This is a genomic window from Nocardiopsis valliformis DSM 45023 (genome assembly GCF_000340985.1).
Lineage (GTDB): Bacteria > Actinomycetota > Actinomycetes > Streptosporangiales > Streptosporangiaceae > Nocardiopsis > Nocardiopsis exhalans.
This window is the reverse complement of record NZ_ANAZ01000012.1, coordinates 168908-190830: the sequence shown is the minus strand read 5'-3', so window position 1 is coordinate 190830 and position 21923 is coordinate 168908. Positions and strand designations below refer to the sequence as shown.

Genomic DNA, 21923 nt, shown 5'->3' with positions numbered 1-21923 from the left:
GCCGGGCTGTGCGTCGGTACTGGCGTCACGGCGCCGGAGCTGCCAACTTTGCACAGTCGGTCCCCCTTGTCCCCCGGAAGGCACCAGAGTGAGCAGGAACTACGCCGGTCTCAGCCGTGAGCGCATCATCGTGGAGGCCCTCCACATCATCGCCGGGCGCGGCCTGGGCGGTCTGTCCATGCGCCGCCTGGGTGACGCCCTGGACGTGGAGGCGATGGCGATCTACCACCACTTCCCCAAGGGCAAGGAGCAGCTGTTCAACGCGATCGCCGCCTACGTCACCACGGCGCGGGTGGTCAGCGGGTTGAGGGAAGGCGAGGGTCCGCCGGAGGAGGTCGCCGCCGAGGAGCTGGCCACCGAAGGGGTGGCCGGTTCGCCGGAGGCCGAAGACGCGGCCGAGGGGAGCCTGGCGGAGACCGTCGGAACCGCCGAGGTGGACGACCGGCCCTGGGACCAGCGGCTGACCGGCTGGGCGGAGGCCTACCGGGCCCGACTGCTCGCCTACTCCGGCGCGCTCTCCCTGCTGATGCACCGCGCCCCGCACACCCTGGGCGAAGAGGACACCCGGGCGCTGCTGCACACGGCCTTCACCGAGGCCGGGCTGGCCGAGGCGGACGTGTCCCCGGCCTGTGACGCGCTGAACGCCTACTGCCTGGGGGCGGTGGCCCACCAGGTCCGGCACGAGGGGCGGGAGGACGCCCCGGAGGAGGCCGAGGCCCTGGCCCGATTCCGGTTCGGTCTGCGGGCCCTCCTGCGCGGTCTTTCTGCCTGAGCCGCACCGGACAGCTGCTCAGCCGCCGCCCTGGGCGCGTACGCGTACCCGCTCGGCGCGCAGTTCGCGGGCTTCGTCCGGGTCCAGGACCGGGGCGGCGGTCAGCAGCTGTTTGGTGTAGTCGCTCCGCGGGTTCTCGTAGATGCTGTCGCTGTCCCCGAGCTCGACCACCTCGCCCTTGCGCATGACGGCCACGCGGTCGCTGACCTGGCGCACGACCGCGAGGTCGTGGGCGACGAAAATGTAGGTGAGACCGAAGTCGTCCTGCAGCTCTGAGAGCAGGCGCAGCACCTGGTCCTGGGTGGACACGTCCAGTGCCGAGACGGGTTCGTCGCACACGATCAGCCTCGGTTTGAGGATCAGGGCGCGGGCGATGGCGATGCGCTGGCGCTGCCCGCCGGAGAAGGCGTGCGGGAACCGGCTGTAGTGGCTGGGTTCCAGGCCGACCCGTTCCAGCAGGTCCTGGACCTGGCCGCGGATCTTCCTGGTGTTCTTGCCGCCCTGGACCCGGAGGGCGGTGCCGATGCTCTCGCCGATGGTCAGGCGCGGGTTCAGCGAGGAGTAGGGGTTCTGGAAGACCATCTGGACCTCGCGGCGCAGCGGGCGCATCCGGCGTTCGGACAGGTGGGTGATGTCCTGGCCCTCGAACTCCACGGTGCCCTCGGTGGGCTCCAGCAGCCGCATGATCATGCGGGACAGGGTGCTCTTGCCCGAACCGGACTCGCCCACGATACCCAGGGTCTCGCCCTTGAACAGGTCGAAGGTGACCCCCTTGACCGCCCAGAAGTCCGTGGCGCGGCCCCAGAGGCCGCCGCGGACCTTGAAGCTCTGCGCGACGTCCTGCACGCGCAGCAGCGGTTCGCCCCGGTCCCCTTCCGTGGTCCCGGTGGGCTTCTCCTTCTTCCTGTCCTCGGCCCGGCCTGCGGCGCGGCGGTCCTCCTGTCGGGCCTTCTCCGCCCGGTCGGCGCGGTCCTGGGCGCGGCGCTCGGCCCGGGAGACCTCCACGCGCGGCACCGCGGCCAGCAGCGCCTGGGTGTAGGGGTGCTCGGGCTCGGACAGCACCTTGCGCACGTCGCCGCGCTCCACGGCCTGGCCCTTGCGCATGACCACGACCTCGTCCACCGAACCGGCCACCACGGCCAGGTCGTGCGAGACCAGAATCAGCGCCATGTCGAGATCGCGGCGCAGCTCGTCCAGCAGGTCCAGGATCTGGGCCTGCACGGTGACGTCCAGGGCGGTGGTGGGCTCGTCGGCCAGCAGCACCTTGGGGTCGCACATCAGACCCATCGCGATCAGCACCCGTTGGCGCATACCGCCGGAGAACTCGTGCGGGTAGGAGTTGATCCGCTTGGCGGCCTCGGGGATGCCCACCCGCTCCAGCGACTCGACCGCCCGGTTGCGGGCCTGGGACCGGGACACCTGGGGGCGGTGCACACGCAGCGCCTCGATCAGCTGGTTGCCGATCGTGTACTGCGGGTGCAGGGACTGCATGGGGTCCTGGAAGACCATCGCGATGTCGTTGCCGCGCATGGAACGCAGCTTCTTGTCGCTGGCGGTCACCACGTCCTGCCCGGCCACCTCGATGGAGCCGGCGATTTGGGCGCGGCTGCCGCGGTGCAGGCCCATCAGGGCCAGCGAGGTCACGCTCTTGCCCGAACCCGACTCACCCACGATGCCCAGGGCACCGCCCGCGGCCACCTCGAAGGACAGGCCGTCCACCGCGCGGACCTCCCCGTCCAGGGTCGGGAAGGTGACCCGCAGGTCGTGCACGCGTACGACGGGGTCGGCGGAGGAAGCGGACGGGGACCCCGCGGGGGTTTCGGTCATCGAAAGAACGCCTCTCTCAGTCGTGGATGCGCACGCGCGGGTCGATGAGCGGGTACACCAGGTCGACGATCAGGTTGCAGATGACGATGAAGAACGCGCCGAAGAGGGTCACGCCCAGGATCACCGGCAGGTCGCTCTGGGTGATGGCCTGGACGGCGTAGCGGCCGATCCCGTTGAGTGAGAAGACCTGCTCGGTCAGGACCGCGCCGCCCAGCACCAGGCCCAGGTCCAGGCCGAAGATGGTGACGATGGGAGTCAGGGTGGGGCGCAGCGCGTGCTTGAGCACCACCTTGCGCTCGCTCAGGCCCTTGGCGCGCGCGGTGCGGATGTAGTCCTCGTTGAGGGTCTCCAACATGCCCGCCCGGGTCTGGCGGGCGTACATGGCCGCGTGCAGGAAGGCCAGGGTCAGCCACGGCAGGATCATGCCCTGGGCCCAGGCCAGCGGGTCGTCGGTGAAGGGCACGTAGCGCGGGGTGGCGAACAGCCCCCAGGAGTGCACCAGGAAGGCCAGGGCCAACAGACCGGTGAAGAAGATCGGCAGGGAGACCCCGGCCAGGGCCACGCCCATCGCCAGGCGGTCGAAGAAACTGCCCTTCCACACGGCGGAGACCACGCCCACCGCGACCCCGCCGACCAGCCAGATCACACCCGCGCCGATCGCCAGGGAGGCGGTCACCGGCAGCCGGGAGATGATCTCGGGGAAGACCTCCTGGTAGGTCTGGAACGAGTAGCCGAAGCAGGGTGCGGCGCACTCGATGGTGTCCCGGCCGAACTGGTACTGCGCGCCGAAGAAGATGCCCCGGACGAACTCCCAGAACTGGACCGCGATCGGCTGGTCCAGGCCCAGGCGTTCGATGGTGGCCTGGATCGCCTCGGGGGTGGGCGCCCGGCCCACGTACATCGTGGCGAGCTGCTCGGTGGTCCGACCCGCCCATCTGGGCACCACGTAGAAGATGGCGAAGGTGACCATGGTGACCACGGCCAGGAGGAGCAGACCGGCTCCGAGACGGCGCAGGATGTAGGTCAACAAGGCGCGTGCTTTCTCTGTCGAAGCCAAGGCCTGGGGCCCGGGTTCGGAGCGGAGCAGAGTCCACCCCAAACCCAAACCGTAACCCATCGCAATCAATCGATCACGTCTTGCGTTCGGCGTGTGCGGGGGAACGCCGACCCGGAGGCTTCCCGCCACCGCACGTCGAAGCGGCGGCCCTCCCCTGCGGAAGGACCGCCGCTCTCGTGCCGGTGGCCGGGTCGGTCGGCTGCCCAGATCAGTCGGTGTTGGTGGTGCCCAGGCTCATGTAGTCATACATCGAATACCCGGCGTGGTAGTAGACGTTGGTCAGGTTGGCCGGGCGGTAGAGCACCGTGCGTTCGAAGACGACCGGCAGGATCGCGGCCTCCTCCATCGCGCGCTCGTCGATCTGGGTATAGATCGAGGCGCGCTCGTCGACGTCCTCCACGCTCACGACCTCGTCGAACCACTCGTTGATCTGGTCGTCGTCGAGCTCGGAGATGTTGGAGTTACCGGCGTCCTGAATGGCGCCGCCGTCCAGGATCTTGCTCATGAAGCCGTATCCGCTGGCCCAGTCGGGCGCCCAGCCGTACACGGTCAGGCCCAGGTCGTTGTCGGCCACAAAGGACGGCGAACCGGCCTGGGTGTTGGTGTAGGTGTCGGACGGGTACTGCTTGATCTCCGTCTCGATGTTCACCCGGGCCAGGGCCTGCTGGAGTGCCTCGGCGGTGCTGACGTCGGCGGGGCGGTCGGCTCGGGCGCCGATCGCGGTGGAGAAGCCGTCCGGCTGCCCGCACTCCTCCAACTTCTCCTGCGCCATCTCCAGGTCACCCTTGTTGTCCTCGGACGGGTACAGGTCCATGCTCGGGTCGGCGCCGGGCAGTGAACCGGGCATGATCTGGGTGGCGATGTCACCGCCGGTGTCGCCGCCCCAGGCGCGCTGGAGCGCATCCCGGTCGGCCGCGTACATAATGGCCTGGCGGCAGGCCACGTCGTCGAGCGGCTCCATGACGGTGTTGATGTTGAGGTAGCGCAGGGTGCTGGTCTGCGGGTTGTCGACGTTGTGGCGCTGGTCCTCGTCGGTAATGACGGTGCCCTTCATCGCCGGGCCCACACCGGTGCCGCCGAGGTCGACGTCGAGCTCGCCGTTGACCAGGCGCTGGTCGATCTCGTTCTGGTCGACGCCCAGCTCCACCTCGATACGGTCGGGCAGCGCACGGCGGACGGGGTCGGTCGAGGCGTCCCACTCCTCGTTGCGCTCCAGGTGCAGGGAGACGCCGGGGCGGTACTCGCCGTCGAACTTGTAGGGCCCCGAGGAGACCACCTGGCTCTGGTACTGCTCGCCGCGGTCGGCGTCGGCCGGCACCGGTGCGGTCTGCGGCTGGATGAGCACGTACGGGAACTCGGCGAAGCTCTTGTTCAGGTGGAAGATCAGGGTGTGGTCGTCGGGCGTCTCGATACCGTCGAATCCGACCAGCGGATCGTCGTCGTTGGCGTAGGGGCCTTCGTAGTCGTCACTGTCGGCCAGCAGGTCCACGAAGTACTTGGGGCCGTTCGGCAGCGCCTGGTCACCGAAGTTGCTGCGCGCGATGGCGTACTTGATGTCCTCGGCCGTGATCTCCGAGCCGTCCTCGTAGCGCAGGCCCTCCTTGAGGCGCAGGGTCCACTCGGTGGAGTCGTCGTTGCCCTCGGGCAGGTCCTCGGCCAGGTCGGGCTGGAGCTCGATGCCCTGTTCGCCGGGCGCCTCGGTGTAGGTGAGCAGGGTGCGCGCGTAGTAGCGGGAGAAGTTCCAGCTGAACGCGTAGTAGGTGTTGCCCGGGTCGGGTGAGTCGAAGTCGGCGGAGATGGCGTAGCGCAGGGTTCCGCCGGTCTCGTCGGAGGGGTTGACCACCGCGGTCTCGCCCTCGTTGAACTCGGCGTCGGAGACCCCGCCGCCGCCTCCGCCCCCGCCGCCGCAGGCGGCCAGCAGCAGTGCCATGGCGGTTCCCGCGGCCACCGGCGCGGTGGCGCGGCGGAGCGCGCCGCGCCGCCGCCTGGGCGGCCCCTGGCACGTGGAGTGATGGGTGGTCACCTGAAGCCTCCTGGTCGGGTTCTGGGGTGGGGCCGTGCGGCACACGGCCCCGGAGTGGGTGCGTCAGTCGGAGGAGCGCGGGTCGAAGGCGTCGCGCAGTCCGTCGCCGAAGAGGTTGAAGGCCAGCACGGTGATGAAGATGGCCAGGCCGGGGATGATCACGAAGTGCGGCGAGGTGGTGTAGAAGCGCAGCGCGTTCTCCAACATGCCGCCCCAGGTGGCCATGGGCGGGTTGATGCCCACGCCCAGGAAGCTCAGCGCCGCCTCGAAGAGGATGTTCGTGGGGATGAGCAGGGTGGAGTAGACCAGGATGGGGGTGACCAGGTTGGGCAGGATCTCTCGGAAGACGATGTGGGTGCTGCCCGCGCCGAGGCTGCGCGCGGCCTCGACGAACTCGCGTTCCTTGAGGGTGAGGGTCTGTCCGCGCACGATGCGCCCGATGTAGGGCCAGTTGAAGAAGCCGATGATGAACACCAGGACGCCGATGCGCAGGTTGTTCCCGGCCAGGCCGAAGGCGCCGTCGGGGATGACGCCGACCAGGGCGATCGCGAAGAGCAGCAGCGGGAAGGCCAGGAAGATGTCCATGGTCCGGCTGATGACCACGTCCACCCAGCCGCCGAAGTAACCGGCGAGGATGCCCAGGACGGTGCCGATGACCACGCACACCACGGTGGCGACGGTGGCCACGAGCAGCGAGGTCCGGGCGCCGTAGACGATGCGGCTGAACAGGTCGCGGCCGTTGACCGGTTCCACGCCCAGCAGGTGTTGCGCGCTGATACCGCCCCACGGGTCCAGGCCCTGGGCCGGATCGTCGGGATCGCGCAGGACCCCTCCGGTGAGCGGGTCGACCAGACCCTGGTTGAACTGGTTCGGCGGGTACCCGAACAGGGCCGTGAGCACGGGTGCGAAGAGCGCGGTCAGGATGAGCAGGATGACCACGACACCGCCGGTCATGCCGACCTTGTCCTTGCGGAAGCGCTGCCAGGCGATCTGGCGCAGGGAGCGGCTGGCGGCGTCCCTGGCCCCCGCCACGACCGCTTCTGGCTCGGCGTGCTGGGAAGACTCAGGCACGTCCATCGGCGCGGTCATGTGCCACTGCCCCCCACTGTCTCTGCGTGTGCCCAACTCACTACGCAGAGTTTGCACGAGTGGCGTGGCGGTTTTCCAGCTTCCGCGCCGACGACCGAAGTCCCGCTTCGCGCGGCGGGAGAAGCGGGTGCGTCGGACGGCCCGGACCCAGTGGGCCGCTCAAGGAGATCCGCCGCGCAAGCCGGGACGAGAAAGGCCCGACCGCCGGGACGACCGCCATCGCACACGCAGAGGTCGGGCACGGCCCTTCCCTCCGGGAGAGAGGGGCCGGGAAAATCCCATAATCAACCACTGTGGCACAGAGAACCAATCATGGATTGGATCAAAGATCGAATGAGAAACAAAAAAGAGGCACAGGCGGACTTATCCCGGGAAAAGCCCGCCCCACCCTGGAAGGCCATTATCAGCCAGGGCGCGCCTGCAGTCTCTAGGACGTCAGACAGTTACCGCCGGTTCTGGTCAGGTTGGAGGAGGCGGTCCACTCCCCGGGCCTGATCATCCGGAAGCCGTTGGTCTGCGACTGGGTCGCCAGGACCGTGTCGCCCCTGTACAGGTGGTACCTCACGAGGTGACTGGTACCGGCACCGGAACGGACGTTGGCCACATTCACGGTCACTCGGTACGGGCAGAAGACGCTCTGGGCCACAGCCTCCTGCTGCTGCTGGGCCTGGGCGGGGACTGCCGTCAGCAGGGTTCCGCCGAACACTGCGGCCGCGGCCAGAGCCAGGGTCGCGGTGGCTCGGGACACACGTCCGGGCTTCTTGGTTCGCAAGGGATGTTCCTCCGGTCATTCGGTTGCGTGGGCACCTCGGCCGAGGGCGGATGTCAGCGACAATTCATTCTTTGACTTTCCACTGAATCCATAGTGACGATAACCGAAAAAGGGACCCTCGACACCATCTGGGCCACATGCGGCCACCGGCACCGGCCACATGCGGACAGAACCCACGCGCCTGCCGGGAAAGGCCTTCTCCCCTTTCATCTAACGGTTATCCTCGCGCGCGAAAGGCACCCCGGACACACAGAAAGGGCGCGTGCCACGTCCGTGCACGCGCCCAACGCCTGGGTCAGCGGTCGCGCAGGTCCCGGTAGCGGCGGACCAGCCCCGCGGTGGAGGGGTCCAGGCCGGGTACCTCGGCGCCCTCGGTCAGGGCGGGTTCGACCTTCTTGGCCAGGACCTTGCCGAGCTGCACGCCCCACTGGTCGAAGGAATTGATGTTCCACACCGCGCCCTGCACGAACACCTTGTGCTCGTAGAGGGCGACGAGCTGGCCGAGCACCGACGGGTCGAGCCGGTCGGCCAGGATCGTGGTGGTGGGCCGGTTGCCCGGGAACGTGCGGTGCGGGACCAGGTCCGCGGGCACCCCCTCGGCGGCGACCTCTGCGGAGGTGCGGCCGAAGGCCAGGGCCTGCCCCTGGGCGAACAGATTGGCCATCAGCAGGTCGTGCTGGGGCACCAGCCCCTCGGGCAGGTCCGGGGCGGGCCGGGCGAAGCCGATGAGGTCGGCGGGCACGAACCGGGTGCCCTGGTGCAGCAGCTGGAAGTAGGCGTGCTGGCCGTTGGTTCCGGGCGTGCCCCACACCACCGGGCCGGTCTGCCAGTTGACCGGGCGGCCGTCGCGCTGGACGGACTTGCCGTTGGACTCCATGTCGAGCTGCTGGAGGTAGGCGGTGAACTTCGACATGTAGTGGCTGTAGGGCAGCACCGCGTGGGACTGGGCGTCGAAGAATCCGCCGTACCAGACGCCGAGCAGGCCCAGCAGGAACGGCAGGTTGCGTTCGGCCGGCGCGGTGGCGAAGTGGGTGTCCATGAGGTGGAAGCCGGCGAGCATCTCCCGGAACCGCTCCGGGCCCAGGGCCACCATGAGGGACAGCCCGATCGCCGAGTCGTAGGAGTAGCGGCCGCCCACCCAGTCCCAGAACTCGAACATGTTGGCGGTGTCGATGCCGAACTCCGCGACCTCGTCGGCGTTGGTGGAGACCGCCACGAAGTGTTTGGCGATGGCGTCGGAGCCGGACTCCACTCCCAGCCCGCTCAGGAGCCAGTCCCGGGCCGCCTTGGCGTTGGTGACGGTCTCGATCGTGGTGAAGGTCTTGGAGGCGACCACGAACAGCGTGCGCTCGGGGTCGGCGTCCACCAGGGCCTCGTGCAGGTCGGTGCCGTCGACGTTGGAGACGAAGCGGAACTCCAGCCCCCGGTCGGTGTGGGGGCGCAGCGCCTCGTAGGCCATGGCGGGGCCCAGGTCGGAGCCGCCGATCCCGATGTTGACCACCCGGGTCACCGGCTTGCCGGTGTGACCCAGCCAGGTGCGGGCGCGCACGCGTTCGGCGAAGACGGCCATCCGCTCCAGGACCCGGTGCACCTCGGGCACCACGTCGTGGCCGTTCTCCCTGATCACCGCGGAACGCGGGGCGCGCAGGGCGGTGTGCAGGACGGCGCGGTCCTCGGTGAGGTTGATGTGGTCGCCGCGCAGCATGGCGTCGCGCAGGGCGGCCACCCCGGTGGCGTCGGCCAGTTCGGCGAGCAGGCGCATGGTCTCGTCGGTGACGAGGTTCTTCGCGTAGTCGACGTGCAGTCCTCCGACGCCGAGCGTGTACCGGTCGGCCCGCGCGGGGTCGTCGGCGAACAGGCTCCGTAGGTGGGTGGCACCGAACCGGTCACGGTGCTCGGCCAGCCCGGCCCACTCCTTGCGGCGGTCCAGGGGGATGCCGGACCGGCTTCCGATGTCCTCGGTTCGAGGGAGGGGTGTACTCGCAGACATCCGGTCGCTCCTCGTCGTCCATGGTCGGTCGGCGCGGCGCCGGAGTGCTCGGTCCGAACGCCGCGTCCGCCGTGTGCGGCTGAGTCTCTACCCTCCCATGAAAGCCGCCAACCATGGGCCTTTCCGTGCACGTCAGAGCTTTGGGGGTACGGGGCGCAGAATACTCAGGGCGCGGGGTCGGCCGTGCACCGTCGCTCACGCTCCTCGCGCAGGGCGGAGACCTCCTCGCGCAGGGCGCGGAGTTCGGCGAGGATCTGTTCCTGGCCGTTCCCTCCCACGGGTCCGTACCCCGGTTCCGGCCCCGTACCGGTTCCGGCCCTGCCCCCTCCCTCGCTGTCCGTGTCCTTCTCCAAGGCCTCCACCGCGACAGCCACGAACAGGTTCAGCGCCACGAAGGTGGAGACGAGGACGAAGGTGACGAAGAAGATCCAGGCGAGCGGCTGGTGCTCCATCACGTCCTTAGCGATGGCGGACCAGCTGTCGGCCGTGGAGATCTGGAAGAGCGTGAACAGCGAAGTGGGCAGGTCTCCGAAGTACTCCGGTGAGACGTCCTGGAAGAGTTTGGTGGCCATCACGCCGGAGACGTAGAGCAGCAGGACGACCAGGAAGAGGATGGCGGCCATTCCGGGCAGGGCCCGGAACAGCCCCGCCACGACATGCCTCAGGGTCGGTATCACCGAAAGCAGCCGCAGGACCCGCAGGACCCGCAGGACGCGCAGGACCGCGAACGGGCCGGAGGACGGCATTAGGGCCAGACCCACGATGACCATGTCGAACCAGCTCCACGGGTCGCGCAGGAAGGCTCCCCTGTGCGCGTAGGCCCTCAAGGACAGTTCGACCACGAAGAGCGCCAGGATCACCATGTCGGTCCCGTGCAGCAGGTCGCCGTGTTCGGCCATGAGCCGGGGCGATGTCTCGACCCCCAGGATCACCGCGTTGACGAGGATGAGGGTGACGACACTGCCTTGGAACCAGGACGAGTCGACGAGCTTGCGGACCCGTTCACGCACGGTCACGGTGGAAGGAACTCCGTTCGTTGTGTCGGATAACAGCGCAAAAGCCTATCGCCGGGAATCGCACCCCGTTTCGCACTCGTCGCCCCGAGTGTGTTCCCTACTGGCGCCTCCTGCCCCGACCAGGCATGATCGAGATAAGGGAACCGAGGCGAGGGGGCCGCCGGTGACGGAATCCGCAGATTTCGACAGGGACGCCGAGGACATCGACGACGTGGACGCCGAGATGGACGTGGGCGCCCCGGACCAGGACTCCGCCGTGGCGGAGTACCTGGAGGAGCATCCCGAGGACTACCGAATCGAGGAGATCGAGGATCGGGAGGCACTCGGTATAGACGCCGAACTCCGTCAGGAGGTTCCCGAGCAGGCACCCGAATCCGACGGGGAATCCGCCCCCGTGCCCGGACGCGAGGAGCTGGCCCGGCTACTCAGGGCGGAGGACTACGCCGAGCGGATCAACCGGCGGCTCGAAGGCTGAGCCAGCGCTCCACGCGCAGGACGTGCGCGGCCGCGGCCGCGCGGGCCGCTTCGGGGTCACGGGCCAGGAGGGCCTCGTGGATGCGCCGGTGGTCCTCGTGCAGGGTCTCGACCAGCCCGGCCTCGCCGTGGCCGGCCCAGACCCGTTCATTGAAGGTGCGCGAGGACAGCCCGGCGTGGATGGCCGAAAGGGTGGCGTTACCCGCACAGGCCACGATCGCCTGGTGGAAACCGAGGTCGGCAGCACCGTGCTCGGCGGGTGCGCAGGCGGGGAAGTCCTCCTCCATACGGTTGAGGAGTGCGCCGATCCGGGCCAGGTCGTCGGGGGTGGCACGTGCGGCGGCGATGGCCGTGGCGGCGGGTTCGATCATCCGGCGGACCTGGAGGACCTCCAGCAGGGTCTCGTCGCGGGAGACCTCGGCCAGCACGGAGAAGGCCTCCAGCAGGTCGGCCGGGCGCAGCGCGGTGACGTAGACGCCCGCGCCGTGACGGACCTCCAGAACACCGAGGGTGGTGAGGGAGCGGATCGCCTCGCGCACGCTCCCGCGGGAAACCCCGAGCCGGGCGGAGAGTTCACGTTCGGTGGGCAGACGCTGCTCTGGTCCTACCTCTCCGTCGGAGATCATCGCCTTGATCTGCTCGACAGTCCGCTGGGCGACCGGGGTCCGCACGCCGTCAACCACCTTCTCCTCCAAAGCCTGGACTGATCACACCGGGATTCTACCGGCTCCTTCCACTCATGCCCCCTTGCCTCCTTCTCGATGATCATGCAAAAGTGGTCGGACCACTTGATCCCGGCTGGGCTCCATTGGACTGAGCGCAGACCGGCCGGGTCGCGAAGGAGGCCCATGCGGATCGCGCTGTTCATCACCTGTGTCAACGACACGCTCTTCCCCGACACCGGACGCGCGGTGGTGCGCCTCCTGGAACGGCTCGGGCACGAGGTGGTCTTTCCCCCCGACCAGACCTGCTGCGGGCAGATGCACTACAACACCGGCTACCGGCGCCCCGCGGCCAAGCTCGCGGTGCGCTTCGCCAAGACCTTCGGCAACGCCGACGCGGTCGTGGTCCCCTCGGCGTCCTGCGCCGCGATGGTCCGCGACAACTACCCCAAGCTGGGCGGGAGCGGGAGCAGGCTCTCCCACAAGATGGCCCAACTGGGACCGCGCGTGTACGACCTCACCGAGTTCCTCGTGGACGTGCTGGAGGTGACCGACGTGGGCGCCTACTTCCCGCACAAGGTCGTCTACCACCCCACCTGCCACGGCCTGCGGTTCCTCGGCCTGGGCGACCGCCCCTACCGACTGCTGCGCGCGGTCCGCGGCCTGGAGCTGCTCGAACTGCCCGGCGCCGCCGAGTGCTGCGGGTTCGGCGGCACGTTCTCGGTCAAGAACGGCGACGTCTCCGCGGCGATGGGCTTCGACAAGGCCCGGCACGCGGTCGGGACCGGCGCCGAGGTCCTGTGCGCGGTGGACAACTCCTGCCTGATGCACATCGGCGGCACCCTGTCCCGTCAGCGCTCCGGCATGCGCATCGCGCACATCGCCGAGATCCTGGCCAGTACCGAGAAGGAGTACGCGCACGTATGAGCGCCACGTTCCTGGGCCTTCCGCCCTTTCCCGAGGCCGCCCGCGCGGCGGTCGGCGACTCCCGCACCCGGCAGAACCTGCACAAGGCCACCCACACCATCCGCGGCAAACGCGACGCGGTCGTCGGAGAACTGGGCGAGGACTGGCAGCGGCTGCGTTCGGAGGGCGAGCGGGTCAAGACGCACACCCTGCGCCACCTGGACCACTACCTGGAGCAGTTGGAGGAGTCGGTCCAGCGGGCGGGCGGGACCGTCCACTGGGCCGCCGACGCAGCCGAGGCCAACGCGATCGTCACCCGCCTGGTGCGCGAGACCGGCGAGCGCGAGGTGGTCAAGGTCAAGTCGATGGCCACCCAGGAGATCGAGCTGAACAACGCCCTGGAGGCCGCCGGGATCACCGCCTACGAGACCGACCTGGCCGAGCTGATCGTGCAGCTGGGCGAGGACCTGCCCTCCCACATCCTGGTGCCCGCCATCCACCTGGGCCGCGCGCAGATCCGGGAGATCTTCCTGAAGCAGATGGCCGAGTGGGGGGTGCCCGCCCCGCCCGGGCTCACCGACGATCCCAAGGCACTGGCCGAGGCCGCCCGCGTCCACCTGCGCGAACTGTTCCTGCGCGCCAAGGTGGCGGTCTCGGGGGCCAACTTCGCGGTGGCCGACTCCGGAACGCTGGTGGTGCTGGAGTCCGAGGGCAACGGGCGCATGTGCCTGACCCTGCCCGAAACGCTGATCTCGGTGGTGGGCATCGAGAAGATCGTGCCCACGTGGTCCGACCTCGAGGTGTTCATGCAGCTACTGCCCCGCTCCTCCACGGGTGAGCGGATGAACCCCTACACCTCCACCTGGACCGGGGTGACCCCGGGCGACGGCCCGCAGAACTTCCACCTGGTGCTGCTCGACAACGGGCGCACCGACGTGCTCGCCGACACCGTGGGGCGCCAAGCCCTGCGCTGCATCCGCTGCTCGGCCTGTCTGAACATCTGCCCGGTCTACGAGCGCACCGGCGGCCACGCCTACGGTTCGGTCTACCCGGGTCCGATCGGCGCGATCCTCACCCCGCAGCTCCAGGGCATGTCCTCGGAGGTCGACAAGGCGCTGCCGTACGCGTCCTCGCTCTGCGGGGCCTGCTACGACGTCTGCCCGGTGGCCATCGACATCCCCGAGGTCCTGGTGCACCTGCGCGAACAGGTGGCGCAGGGTCCGGGGCACACGGGCGAGAAGGCAGTGATGGCCGGTGCCGACGCGGTGTTCGGCTCGGCCAAGGCACTGGACGCGGTGCAGCGCGCGGCCGGGGTGGTGGGCGGGAACCTTCCGCGGCACCTGCCGGGGATGGCCGGGAAGTGGACGGACACCCGGGACCTCCCGGACCTGCCGGGGCAGTCGTTCCGGCAGTGGTGGAACAAGCGCGACCAGCAGGAGGAGGACCGTTGAGCGGATCACGGGAAAGGGTGCTGGCCCGGGTGCGGGAGGCGCTGGCGGACGTGCCCGCCGACGAACCGGTAGAGCGTGCGCTGGAGCGCGACTACGCCGACAGCCACGCCGAGGGCCCCACCCTGGACGTGCTGGTGGACCGGTTGCTGGACTACAAGGCGCTGGTGGAAAGGGTCTCGGCGGCCGAGCTGCCGGGGCGGATCGCGGCCGCGCTGGAGCGGCACGGGGCGGAGCGGGTGGCGGTCCCCGAGGGGGTTCCCGAGGAATGGTTCGCCTCGGTGTCCGCGCGGCGGATCGTCGACGCCCCGGGGGCTCCGCTGTCGGTGGCCGAGCTGGACGGCTGCGATGGGGTGGTGACCGGGTGCGCGGTGGCGGTGGCCGAGACGGGCACCATCGTGCTGGACGCCGGCCCGGACCAGGGCCGCCGGGCGGTCACCCTGGTCCCCGACTACCACCTGTGCGTGGTGCGCGCCGAGCAGGTGGTGGACGGGGTGCCCCAGGCCGTGCGACTGCTGGCCCCGGAGCGCCCCCTCACGTGGATCAGTGGACCTTCGGCCACCAGCGACATCGAACTCAACCGGGTGGAGGGCGTGCACGGGCCGCGCACCCTGGAGGTGCTCATCGTGCAGTCCGCCGAGTGAGGTCGTGGAAGGCGCACTGGCGGTGCGATCCGGGCAAACGTACAGGTGAGGTGGGGCCGGGTGCGGCCTGCCCCACCGTGCGGGTTCCGGTCTGCGCTCAGCGGTGTCTACGGCGCACACCCTCGTGCGGACCGGGCCCGGTTCCTAGCGTTTGAGGGGAACGCAGACCGACCACGGCAGGAAGGCTCCCCGATGCGCCACCCGGCTCGTCCCACTCCCCCGGTGCTGATCACGGCGCTGGCCACGGCGGCGGTCACCGTCGTGGCCGGTTGCACGGTCGCCGCCCAGCCCGCCGCGGCCGCCGAGAGCATCGCTGTCCCCCCGGCGGCGGCGCTGCCCGAGCCCACCGGCCCCTCCCCCGTGGGCACCACCGAGCTGCACCTGGTGGACACCGACCGCGAGGACATCTGGTTCGGCGGCGACCGGGAGCTCATGGTGACCCTCTGGTACCCGGCCCGGACCGACGCCGGACGTGCGGCCCCCTACCTGACCGAGGCCGAGTCCGAGGCGGTCCTGGCCCAGGAGGGGTACGACCACCTGCCCGCCGACACCCTGACCCGGGTGCGCACCAACGCCGTCGCCGACGTGCCTCCCCTGCGCGCCGACGGTGGCCTGCCGCTGGTGGTGTTCTCCCCCGGCGCGGGAATGTCCCGGACCTGGACGTCCGCGTTCGCCGAGGAGCTAGCCAGCCACGGCTTCGCGGTGGCCGGGGTCGACCACCGCCACGAGGCCGCGGCAGTGGAGTTCCCCGACGGGCTCGTGGAGCGGTGCGGGGCCTGCGAAACCCAGCGGTGGGAGGACGGCGCCGTCAACCGGGCCGACGACGTCACCTTCCTCCTGGACGAACTGGAGCGGGGTGAGACCTGGCGGTGGTCCGACCTCCTCGACACCGAGCGGGCCGGGATGGCCGGGCACTCCTGGGGCGGGGCCGCGACCGCGCAGGCCCTGCTCACCGAGGACCGCGTGTACGCCGGGCTGAATCTGGACGGTCCCTACTACCCGGCGCAGCTGGAAGGCGAGACCGACAAGCCCCTGGCGCTGCTCGCCAACGGCCAGGGCCAGCCATGGGAGGGCTGGGGCGAGCGCTGGGCGGGCCTGACCGGCTGGCGCCAGTGGATCGAGGTCACCGGCTCCGGGCATTCCAACGCCGTGGACCGCGGGGTGCTCATGGAGCAGTTCGGGCTGCGGGGCACCCTGACCCCGGAGCAGTGGCGGGCGCAGTTCGGCGACCTTCCGGTCGAGCACGGCCTGGACCTGGTGCGCGCCTACGCCACCGCCTACTTCGACCACCACCTGCGCGGCGGTGAGCAGCCACTCCTGGACGACCCGGAGGGTGTCCACCCCGAGCTGGTCGTGGTGGACCCCGAGGCGTAGTGAGGCTTCCGGGGTCACCCCCGCGGGCGCCAGGTGTGCAGGAGCTGTTCCAGGGGATCGGGGGTGTGCGTCTCCTCGGCGAAGGGCGCCTGGTAGCGCGCCCCGGTCCCCCGGGGCGCGGCCCGGCGCGGCCTGGGTTTGGCGGTCCGCGCGGGAGCAGCCGGTGCGGGCGTCCCGTTCTTGGCCGCGCCGTCCTCGGGCTGGCCACCCCTGGGCAGCGGAGCCTGGTAGCGGGCGCCCTGACCGGCGGGCTTGCGCTTCCTGCGGCGGACCCAGCGCGTGACCACGGGTTCGGGCCTGGACTCCTCGGGCCGCTCCCCGCGCTGGTCGCGCTCCCCGGTCGGGGTGAACCACACCGGCAGCTCCTCCAGGCCGTGCACGCTCAGCGAGGCGCGCCAGCGCAGATCGGCGGATTCGACCGCCATCACCATGCCGCGCATCCGGTCCACGACGGTGTCGATGGCGGTGCGCACCAGCTCCCGGGTGAAGGCGGTGGCCGGGCAGCGGTGGGCCCCGGCGCCCCAGGAGAGATGGGAGCGGTTTCCGGCCAGGGCTATGGCGTCGTCGGCGCCCCGGGACACCGAGGGGTCGGTGTGCGCGGAGGCGAACCCGAAGAGCAGCGGCTCGCCCTGGCGGATCCGGGCCCCGGCGAACCTGATGTCCATGGTCGAGTAGCGCCCGGCGAGCATGCGGATCGGAGAGTCCGTCCACATGACGTAGTCGACGAAGTCCTCCGGGGTGAGCGTACCGCCCAGGTAGGCGGTCCACACGTTCGGGTCTTCGAGCAGCTTGAGCAGGGCGTTGCCGATGAGGTGAGTGGTGGGCTCGTGCCCGGTCTCCCACAGCAGGGACAGCGCCTCGACCGCCTCGTCGTCGGTGAGGCCGTGCGGGTGCTCCAGAATCAGGCTGGTGATGTCCTGTCCCGGTTCGGCGCGTTTACGGGCGACCAATCCCTCGAAGTAGGAGCGCACGGCCAGGGCGGCGGGTTCGGCTCGGGCCGGGTCACCGCTCCACAGCCGGGCGGTGAGGTCGGCCAGGAGGTGCCCGTAGGAGTCGGGCAGGCCGAAGAGCTCGTTGAGGATGAGCGCGGGCAGCGGGGCGGCGTAGTCACCGATGAGGTCGGCCGAGCCCGCCGACTCGACCAGGCCGATCAGGTGCACCGCCGCGCGCTCCACCGCCGGGACCAGCTGCGGGGTCCCGACCGAGGCCAGCGCGTCCACGATGGGCAGGCGCAGCCGCTGGTGTTCGTCGCCGTCGCGGTTGAGCGCCCCGCTGCGGGCGGGCGGAACTCCGCTGGGGCTCCAGGGGCGCGGGTCGGCGGAGAAGTAGGTCTGGTCCCGCAGGACCTGGAGGTTCTCCTTGTATCCGAGCAGCAGCCAGCCGGGCACCCCGGGGGTGATCTCCACCGGGACCAGCCCGCCGTACTGTGAGCGCAGCTGCTCCCAGGGCAGTTCCGCGGCGGAAGCCTCCCCCCGGTCCGGCCCCCGGTGCAGGGGCAGCGTCCCCTCCCCGGTGAAGGGACAGCGCTCAGCTCCCTCCGATCCGCCAATGGCGGCGTCGCTGCTGCCGGTGGACCCGGTTCCCTGGCTCATGGAGACTCCGTAAGTTGGTACGTTGCCCGGTTGGGGCGACGCTATGTCCCCGATGTTTCCGGAGTGCTTCCGTGAGGAAAGGCGCACCTTTCGGTGTCGGGCACCGGGTTCCACCACAGGTCAAGACGGGCCAAGACGGCACAGTGCACGAAAAGCACCCGAACCAGAACACGAAAACCCCTGTGGGCGAAGGGATCCCGCTTGCCCGGGCATTCCGGCAAGGTGGATACTTCCGCTGATTCCAGGATGCGACGCCGAGCCGGAAGGCCCCCATGACGGACACCACCCCCTCCACCCCGCTGGACACGACCGTCCCCCACTCCGCCCGGGTGTGGAACTACTGGCTCGGTGGCAAGGACCACTACCCGGTCGACCGTGAGCTGGGCGAACAGATCGAACAGGCCTTCCCCGAGATCGCCGACATCGCCCGCGCCGACCGCCAGTTCATCATCCGGTCGGTCACCCACCTGGCAAAGGAGGAGGGCATCAGGCAGTTCCTGGACATCGGCACCGGACTTCCCACCGCCAACAACACCCACGAGGTCGCCCAGGCCGCCGCCCCGGACGCCAAGGTGGTCTACGTCGACAACGACCCGATGGTGCTCACCCACGCCCGCGCTCTGCTGACCAGCACGCCCGAAGGCAGTACCCACTACATCGACGCCGATCTCCTGAACCCCGAACCCCTGCTGGCCCAGGCCCGCGAACACCTGGACTTCACCCAGCCGATCGCGCTGACCTTCATGGGCACGCTCGTGCACTACCCGGTCGATGAGAGCATCTACGCCCTAGTGCGCACCTACATGGAAGCCCTGCCCTCCGGCAGCTTCCTGGCCCTGAACGACAGCACCGACACCAGTCAGCAGATCATCGACGCGGCCGTGGCCTGGAACGAGAACGCGGCGCTGCCCATCCACCTGCGCAGCCCGAAACAGGTCGAGGCCTACTTCGAGGGACTGGAGCTGCTGGAGCCCGGTGTGGTCTCCCTCCCGTTCTGGCGCCCGGAGTCCTCCGAGGTCGGTGACATCCGCGAGGCCGCCCAGTACGGCGGTGTGGCACGTAAGCCCTGACCTGTGCGGACATCGGCTCTTCCCGGTTCGGGGCCAAGAGTGACCGGCCGGTAGGATGGCCAGTCGGCTCCACAGGGGCTCACCAAGCCTGCGGGCCCAACAGCTTTCGACCGGGGAGAACCACCGTGAGCAGGAAAAGCCGCAGACGCGGCGACGCGCGGACGGCGACAGCCGAATGGGCCGGACCCGGCCCATCGGACACTCCCGTGGAGGTGGTCACCGGCGCCGTCGACGCTCTCGTGCGCGGGCAGGAGGGCGGCGGTGTGGACCTGGCCGCGGCCCGGCTGGCCGATGTGGAGGACCCCGCCTGGGCCGGGGCGGCGGGGCGTGCGCTCTTCGACACCCTGCTGTTCTCGGTGGCCGACGCGTGGGCGCGCGGCTGGCAGCCTGTGGAGACCGTCCGGCACGTGACCCGTGAGTCCGGTCCGCTGGCCGCGGCCGTGTGCGCGGACGCCGTCACCGCCGACCTGGAGCGACACTCCGCGGCCTCGGTGGACCCGCGCTGGACCGAGCAGGTGCGCTCCCTGGGCGTGAGCGGCCCGGCCGCGGCCGAGGCACACCTGACCCGGCTGAGCGGCGAGCACGGACTGCTGAGGTTCGAGGCGGTCGAGGTGGTGCTCCGGCTGCTGGCACTGCTGCGCGTGCTACCGCCGATGCGACGGCTGGGTCCGCCGCCCGGCACCTTCCGGCCGGGCGGACGCAGCGCCGCGCCGGTGGACCGGGGACGCCTGCAGCGCGTGCGCGCGCTGCTGGCCAAGGCCGAGTCCACCGAGTTCCCGCAGGAGGCCGAGGCGCTGACCGCCCGCGCTCAGGAGATGATGGCGCGGCACAGCATCGACCTCGCCCTGCTGGAGCAGGATCCCGAGGAGCCCGAGGCCGCCGCAGCCCGTCGGCTCCCGGTGGACTCCCCCTACGACGAGCACCGGGCGGTACTGCTCAACGAGGTCGCCGAGGCCAACCACTGCCGGGCCGTGTGGCACCGGGAGCTGGGCCTGAGCACCGTGATGGGTTTCCCCGGTGACGTGGAGGCGGTGGATCTGCTGTACACGTCCCTGCTGGTGCAGGCCGAGGCGGCGATGCGGGTGAGCGGTGCGAAGCGGGACCGGTCCGGGCGCGGGGCGCGCAAGGACTTCCGGTCCTCATTCATGTCCGCGTTCGCGGTGCGGGTCGGTGAACGGCTGAACGCATCGGCACGCTCCGCCGAGGAGGCGGTCACCGCCGAGACCGGCACGGACCTGGTGCCGGTGTTCGCCGCCCGGGAGAAGGCGGTGGAGGCCGCCGTGGACGAGGCGTTCGGCGCCCTGACCACGTCCCGGGTCCGCGGCCCTTCCAGTTCCGAGGGCTGGTATGAGGGCCGCGCGGCGGCCGACGCCGCGTCCCTGGGCACCACCCGTGCCCGGCTGACCTGAGGCCCGGCGCCCCGAGTTCGGGAAAACCAGTGGCCGCGGCGTGCGCGAGCTGTGTAGAACCGACACATGCTTCGCAAGTATCCCCGCACCCGGCACATCCGCGGATCGCGGCTGCAGCCCGGTGACCACGACCTGTCGGCCGCGCCGTTCGAACGGCTGGCCAGGAGGCACCTGGTCGTGGAGGAGAAACTGGACGGCGCCAACGCCGGGATCAGTTTCGGGCCCGATGGGAAGCTGCGGCTGCAGAGCCGGGGGCACTACCTGACCGGTGGTCCCCGGGAGCGGCAGTTCGCGCCGTTCAAGGCCTGGGCCGCGGCGGTCGCGCCGAGCCTGTGGCCGCGGCTGGGTGAGCGGTACGTGCTCTACGGCGAGTGGCTGTACGCCAGGCACACGGTGTTCTACGACGCGCTGCCGCACTACTTCTGCGAGTTCGACGTCTTGGACACCCGGGACGGGGTGTTCCTGTCCACCGCGCGCAGGCGGGAACTGCTGGCCGGGACACCCGTGGTGTCGGTGCCCGTGCTGCATGAGGGTCCGCTGGCCTCGATCAGGGAACTCACCGACCTGGTGGGGACCTCCACCTGTCGGACTCCCAGGTGGCGGCGGGCGCCGGTACCGGCCGCTGCGGTGGAGCGGCTGGTGCGTCGCTGGGAGTGCCCCGACCCCACCGAGGCCCACCGCCTGTCCCGGACCGTGACCGGCTAGGACTCCAGCCCCTCCTGGTTCGGGACGGTGTCGGGTGCGGTCCCGGCCATCAGCCAGCGGGTGACGCCGACTTCCAGCAGGGACCGGCGGGGATCCGCACCGTAGGGGGTGCGTGGATCCCAGTCGTAGCGGTCGCGGAAGGCGGCGAGCACGTCGCCGGGGAAGCGGTCGTGCACGGTCACCAGCCCCTGGGCGACGACAGGCGCGTCACCGTCCTCCAGCGCCAGGGACACCCGGGGGTCCCGGAGGGCGTTGCGGGCCTTGACCGAGGCGGTGGAGACCCCGATCCACCAGCGTTCGCGCAGGTGGACGAACCACACCGGGACCACGTGGGGCGAGCCGTCGGCGCGCAGGGTGCACAACCAGACGTTGCGGTCGTCGGCCAGGCGCCGGCGCAGGTGTTCGGGTGCGGGCAGGGCGGTGGGAACGCTGTCGGGCTCGGGCACGGCTCTCCTCGGTTCGGTTTGGTCCCCTGCGATGATGCGACCTCAACCGCGGTTGAGGTCAACCGGGAGAACACGGAGCAGGTCGATCAGTCGCCTTCCGCACCGGACTCGACCGCGGCCCCCTCGGCGGGAACACCCGCCGCCAGGGCCCGAAGACCCGTCATGAGCTTGCGGTGCACCGGCTCGACGCTCCGTCCCGTCCGCGCCTGGACGTGGTGGAACACCTGGTCCACCGCGTCGCGCAGGTCGTCGACCCGGTCCTGGCGGTCCGGGGGCAGGACATCGCGCATCCGTTCCACCGCGATCACCGCCTCATAGAGGTGGGTGCGGGCCTGACGCACCTGCTCAGGCAGGTCGTTGCCGCCCTGTTTGGGCGGCCCGTGCGCACGGATCTGGGCGATGTAGCGCATGCTGAGGTCGAGCCGCAGCACACTGCCGCGCACCGCTTCGAGACGGTCGCGTACCTCCCGGGCCCGGGTCCGGTCCCGCTCGTACTCGCGCCGTTCCCGTTCCCGCACCAGGGTGTGCTCGGCCCGCCAGCGCTCGACCTTCGCGTTCCGGTAGGCGGTCAGCGCCGTCGCCCCCAACGTGCTGACCGCGGTGATCAGACCGGTGATCAGTGCCACCAGGACGGTGGTGTCCAAAGT

19 protein-coding genes and 1 pseudogene are annotated in these 21923 nt (G+C 70.3%); 9 read left to right on the top strand and 11 right to left on the bottom strand.

Features of this window, described 5'->3' with window-relative positions:
* Nucleotides 1–88: 88 nt before the first annotated feature.
* Entirely contained in the window at nt 89–772 is a 684-nt protein-coding gene (locus D457_RS0113260; RefSeq protein WP_017581152.1) for a helix-turn-helix domain-containing protein, read from the top strand.
* Between the two features lie 18 nt (nt 773–790).
* Here D457_RS0113260 and D457_RS0113255 read toward each other — a convergent pair whose 3' ends face one another.
* The 7 genes from D457_RS0113255 to D457_RS0113225 all read right to left on the bottom strand — a co-directional run bounded on the left by D457_RS0113255 (nt 791) and on the right by D457_RS0113225 (nt 10546).
* Complete coding sequence (locus tag D457_RS0113255; protein WP_017581151.1) at nt 791–2599, bottom strand: ABC transporter ATP-binding protein; 1809 nt, start codon at nt 2597–2599, stop codon at nt 791–793.
* Nucleotides 2600–2615: 16 nt separating this feature from the next.
* Complete coding sequence (locus tag D457_RS0113250) at nt 2616–3629, bottom strand: ABC transporter permease (protein WP_017581150.1); 1014 nt, start codon at nt 3627–3629, stop codon at nt 2616–2618.
* 235 nt (nt 3630–3864) lie between these two features.
* Nucleotides 3865–5679, bottom strand: a complete 1815-nt coding sequence (locus D457_RS0113245; RefSeq protein WP_026116612.1) for an ABC transporter substrate-binding protein — start codon at nt 5677–5679, stop codon at nt 3865–3867.
* Between the two features lie 63 nt (nt 5680–5742).
* Nucleotides 5743–6768: an ABC transporter permease gene (locus D457_RS0113240; protein WP_017581148.1), complete on the bottom strand. Its 1026-nt coding sequence runs from the start codon at nt 6766–6768 to the stop codon at nt 5743–5745.
* A 427-nt stretch (nt 6769–7195) separates the two neighbouring features.
* A complete protein-coding gene (locus tag D457_RS32495; protein ID WP_017581147.1) occupies nt 7196–7540 on the bottom strand; it encodes an SH3 domain-containing protein in 345 nt (114 codons plus the stop codon).
* A gap of 295 nt (nt 7541–7835) precedes the next feature.
* Complete coding sequence (gene pgi / locus D457_RS0113230) at nt 7836–9530, bottom strand: glucose-6-phosphate isomerase (RefSeq protein ID WP_017581146.1); 1695 nt, start codon at nt 9528–9530, stop codon at nt 7836–7838.
* Between the two features lie 164 nt (nt 9531–9694).
* Nucleotides 9695–10546, bottom strand: coding sequence for an ion transporter (locus D457_RS0113225; protein ID WP_017581145.1), 852 nt, complete (start codon nt 10544–10546; stop codon nt 9695–9697).
* 163 nt (nt 10547–10709) lie between these two features.
* On the opposite strand from D457_RS0113225, the gene D457_RS0113220 reads away from it, so the two are divergent.
* A complete protein-coding gene (locus tag D457_RS0113220; protein ID WP_017581144.1) occupies nt 10710–11021 on the top strand; it encodes a hypothetical protein in 312 nt (103 codons plus the stop codon).
* Here the strand turns inward: D457_RS0113220 and D457_RS0113215 are convergent.
* A complete protein-coding gene (locus tag D457_RS0113215; RefSeq protein WP_275041004.1) occupies nt 10999–11691 on the bottom strand; it encodes a FadR/GntR family transcriptional regulator in 693 nt (230 codons plus the stop codon). The genes D457_RS0113220 and D457_RS0113215 overlap by 23 nt on opposite strands.
* 177 nt (nt 11692–11868) lie before the next feature.
* Between D457_RS0113215 and D457_RS0113210 the strand changes: the two genes are divergently transcribed.
* From D457_RS0113210 to D457_RS0113195, 4 genes are all read left to right on the top strand, one after another.
* A complete protein-coding gene (locus tag D457_RS0113210) occupies nt 11869–12609 on the top strand; it encodes a (Fe-S)-binding protein (protein ID WP_017581142.1) in 741 nt (246 codons plus the stop codon).
* On the top strand, nt 12606–14039 hold the full coding sequence (locus D457_RS0113205) for a lactate utilization protein B (RefSeq protein WP_017581141.1): 1434 nt from the start codon (nt 12606–12608) through the stop codon (nt 14037–14039). The genes D457_RS0113210 and D457_RS0113205 overlap by 4 nt, the downstream gene beginning before the upstream one ends.
* Nucleotides 14036–14680 carry a LutC/YkgG family protein gene (locus D457_RS0113200; protein ID WP_039831253.1) on the top strand — a complete coding sequence of 215 codons (645 nt, stop codon included), beginning with the start codon at nt 14036–14038 and terminating at the stop codon, nt 14678–14680. Before D457_RS0113205 ends, D457_RS0113200 begins: the two co-directional genes overlap by 4 nt.
* 192 nt (nt 14681–14872) lie before the next feature.
* Entirely contained in the window at nt 14873–16054 is a 1182-nt protein-coding gene (locus tag D457_RS0113195) for an alpha/beta hydrolase family protein (protein ID WP_017581139.1), read from the top strand.
* Nucleotides 16055–16068: 14 nt separating this feature from the next.
* Here the strand turns inward: D457_RS0113195 and D457_RS0113190 are convergent, their stop codons facing one another.
* Entirely contained in the window at nt 16069–17646 is a 1578-nt protein-coding gene (locus D457_RS0113190) for a cytochrome P450 family protein (protein ID WP_017581138.1), read from the bottom strand.
* Between the two features lie 272 nt (nt 17647–17918).
* Here D457_RS0113190 and D457_RS0113185 point away from each other — a divergent pair, with 272 nt between their 5' ends.
* The 3 genes and pseudogenes from D457_RS0113185 to D457_RS32490 form a co-directional block, all read left to right on the top strand.
* On the top strand, nt 17919–18716 hold the full coding sequence (locus D457_RS0113185; protein WP_017581137.1) for an SAM-dependent methyltransferase: 798 nt from the start codon (nt 17919–17921) through the stop codon (nt 18714–18716).
* A gap of 125 nt (nt 18717–18841) precedes the next feature.
* Nucleotides 18842–20125 (top strand): DUF2786 domain-containing protein, encoded by a 1284-nt coding sequence (locus tag D457_RS0113180; RefSeq protein WP_051072924.1) that lies wholly within the window; start codon nt 18842–18844, stop codon nt 20123–20125.
* Between the two features lie 66 nt (nt 20126–20191).
* A pseudogene (locus D457_RS32490) lies at nt 20192–20749 on the top strand (RNA ligase family protein); the annotation flags it as partial.
* Between the two features lie 77 nt (nt 20750–20826).
* Here the strand turns inward: D457_RS32490 and D457_RS0113170 are convergent.
* Together D457_RS0113170 and D457_RS0113165 are read right to left on the bottom strand one after the other, a co-directional pair.
* Nucleotides 20827–21276, bottom strand: coding sequence for a pyridoxamine 5'-phosphate oxidase family protein (locus D457_RS0113170; RefSeq protein WP_017581134.1), 450 nt, complete (start codon nt 21274–21276; stop codon nt 20827–20829).
* 86 nt (nt 21277–21362) lie between these two features.
* On the bottom strand, nt 21363–21920 hold the full coding sequence (locus tag D457_RS0113165; RefSeq protein WP_017581133.1) for a hypothetical protein: 558 nt from the start codon (nt 21918–21920) through the stop codon (nt 21363–21365).
* Nucleotides 21921–21923: the final 3 nt, after the last annotated feature.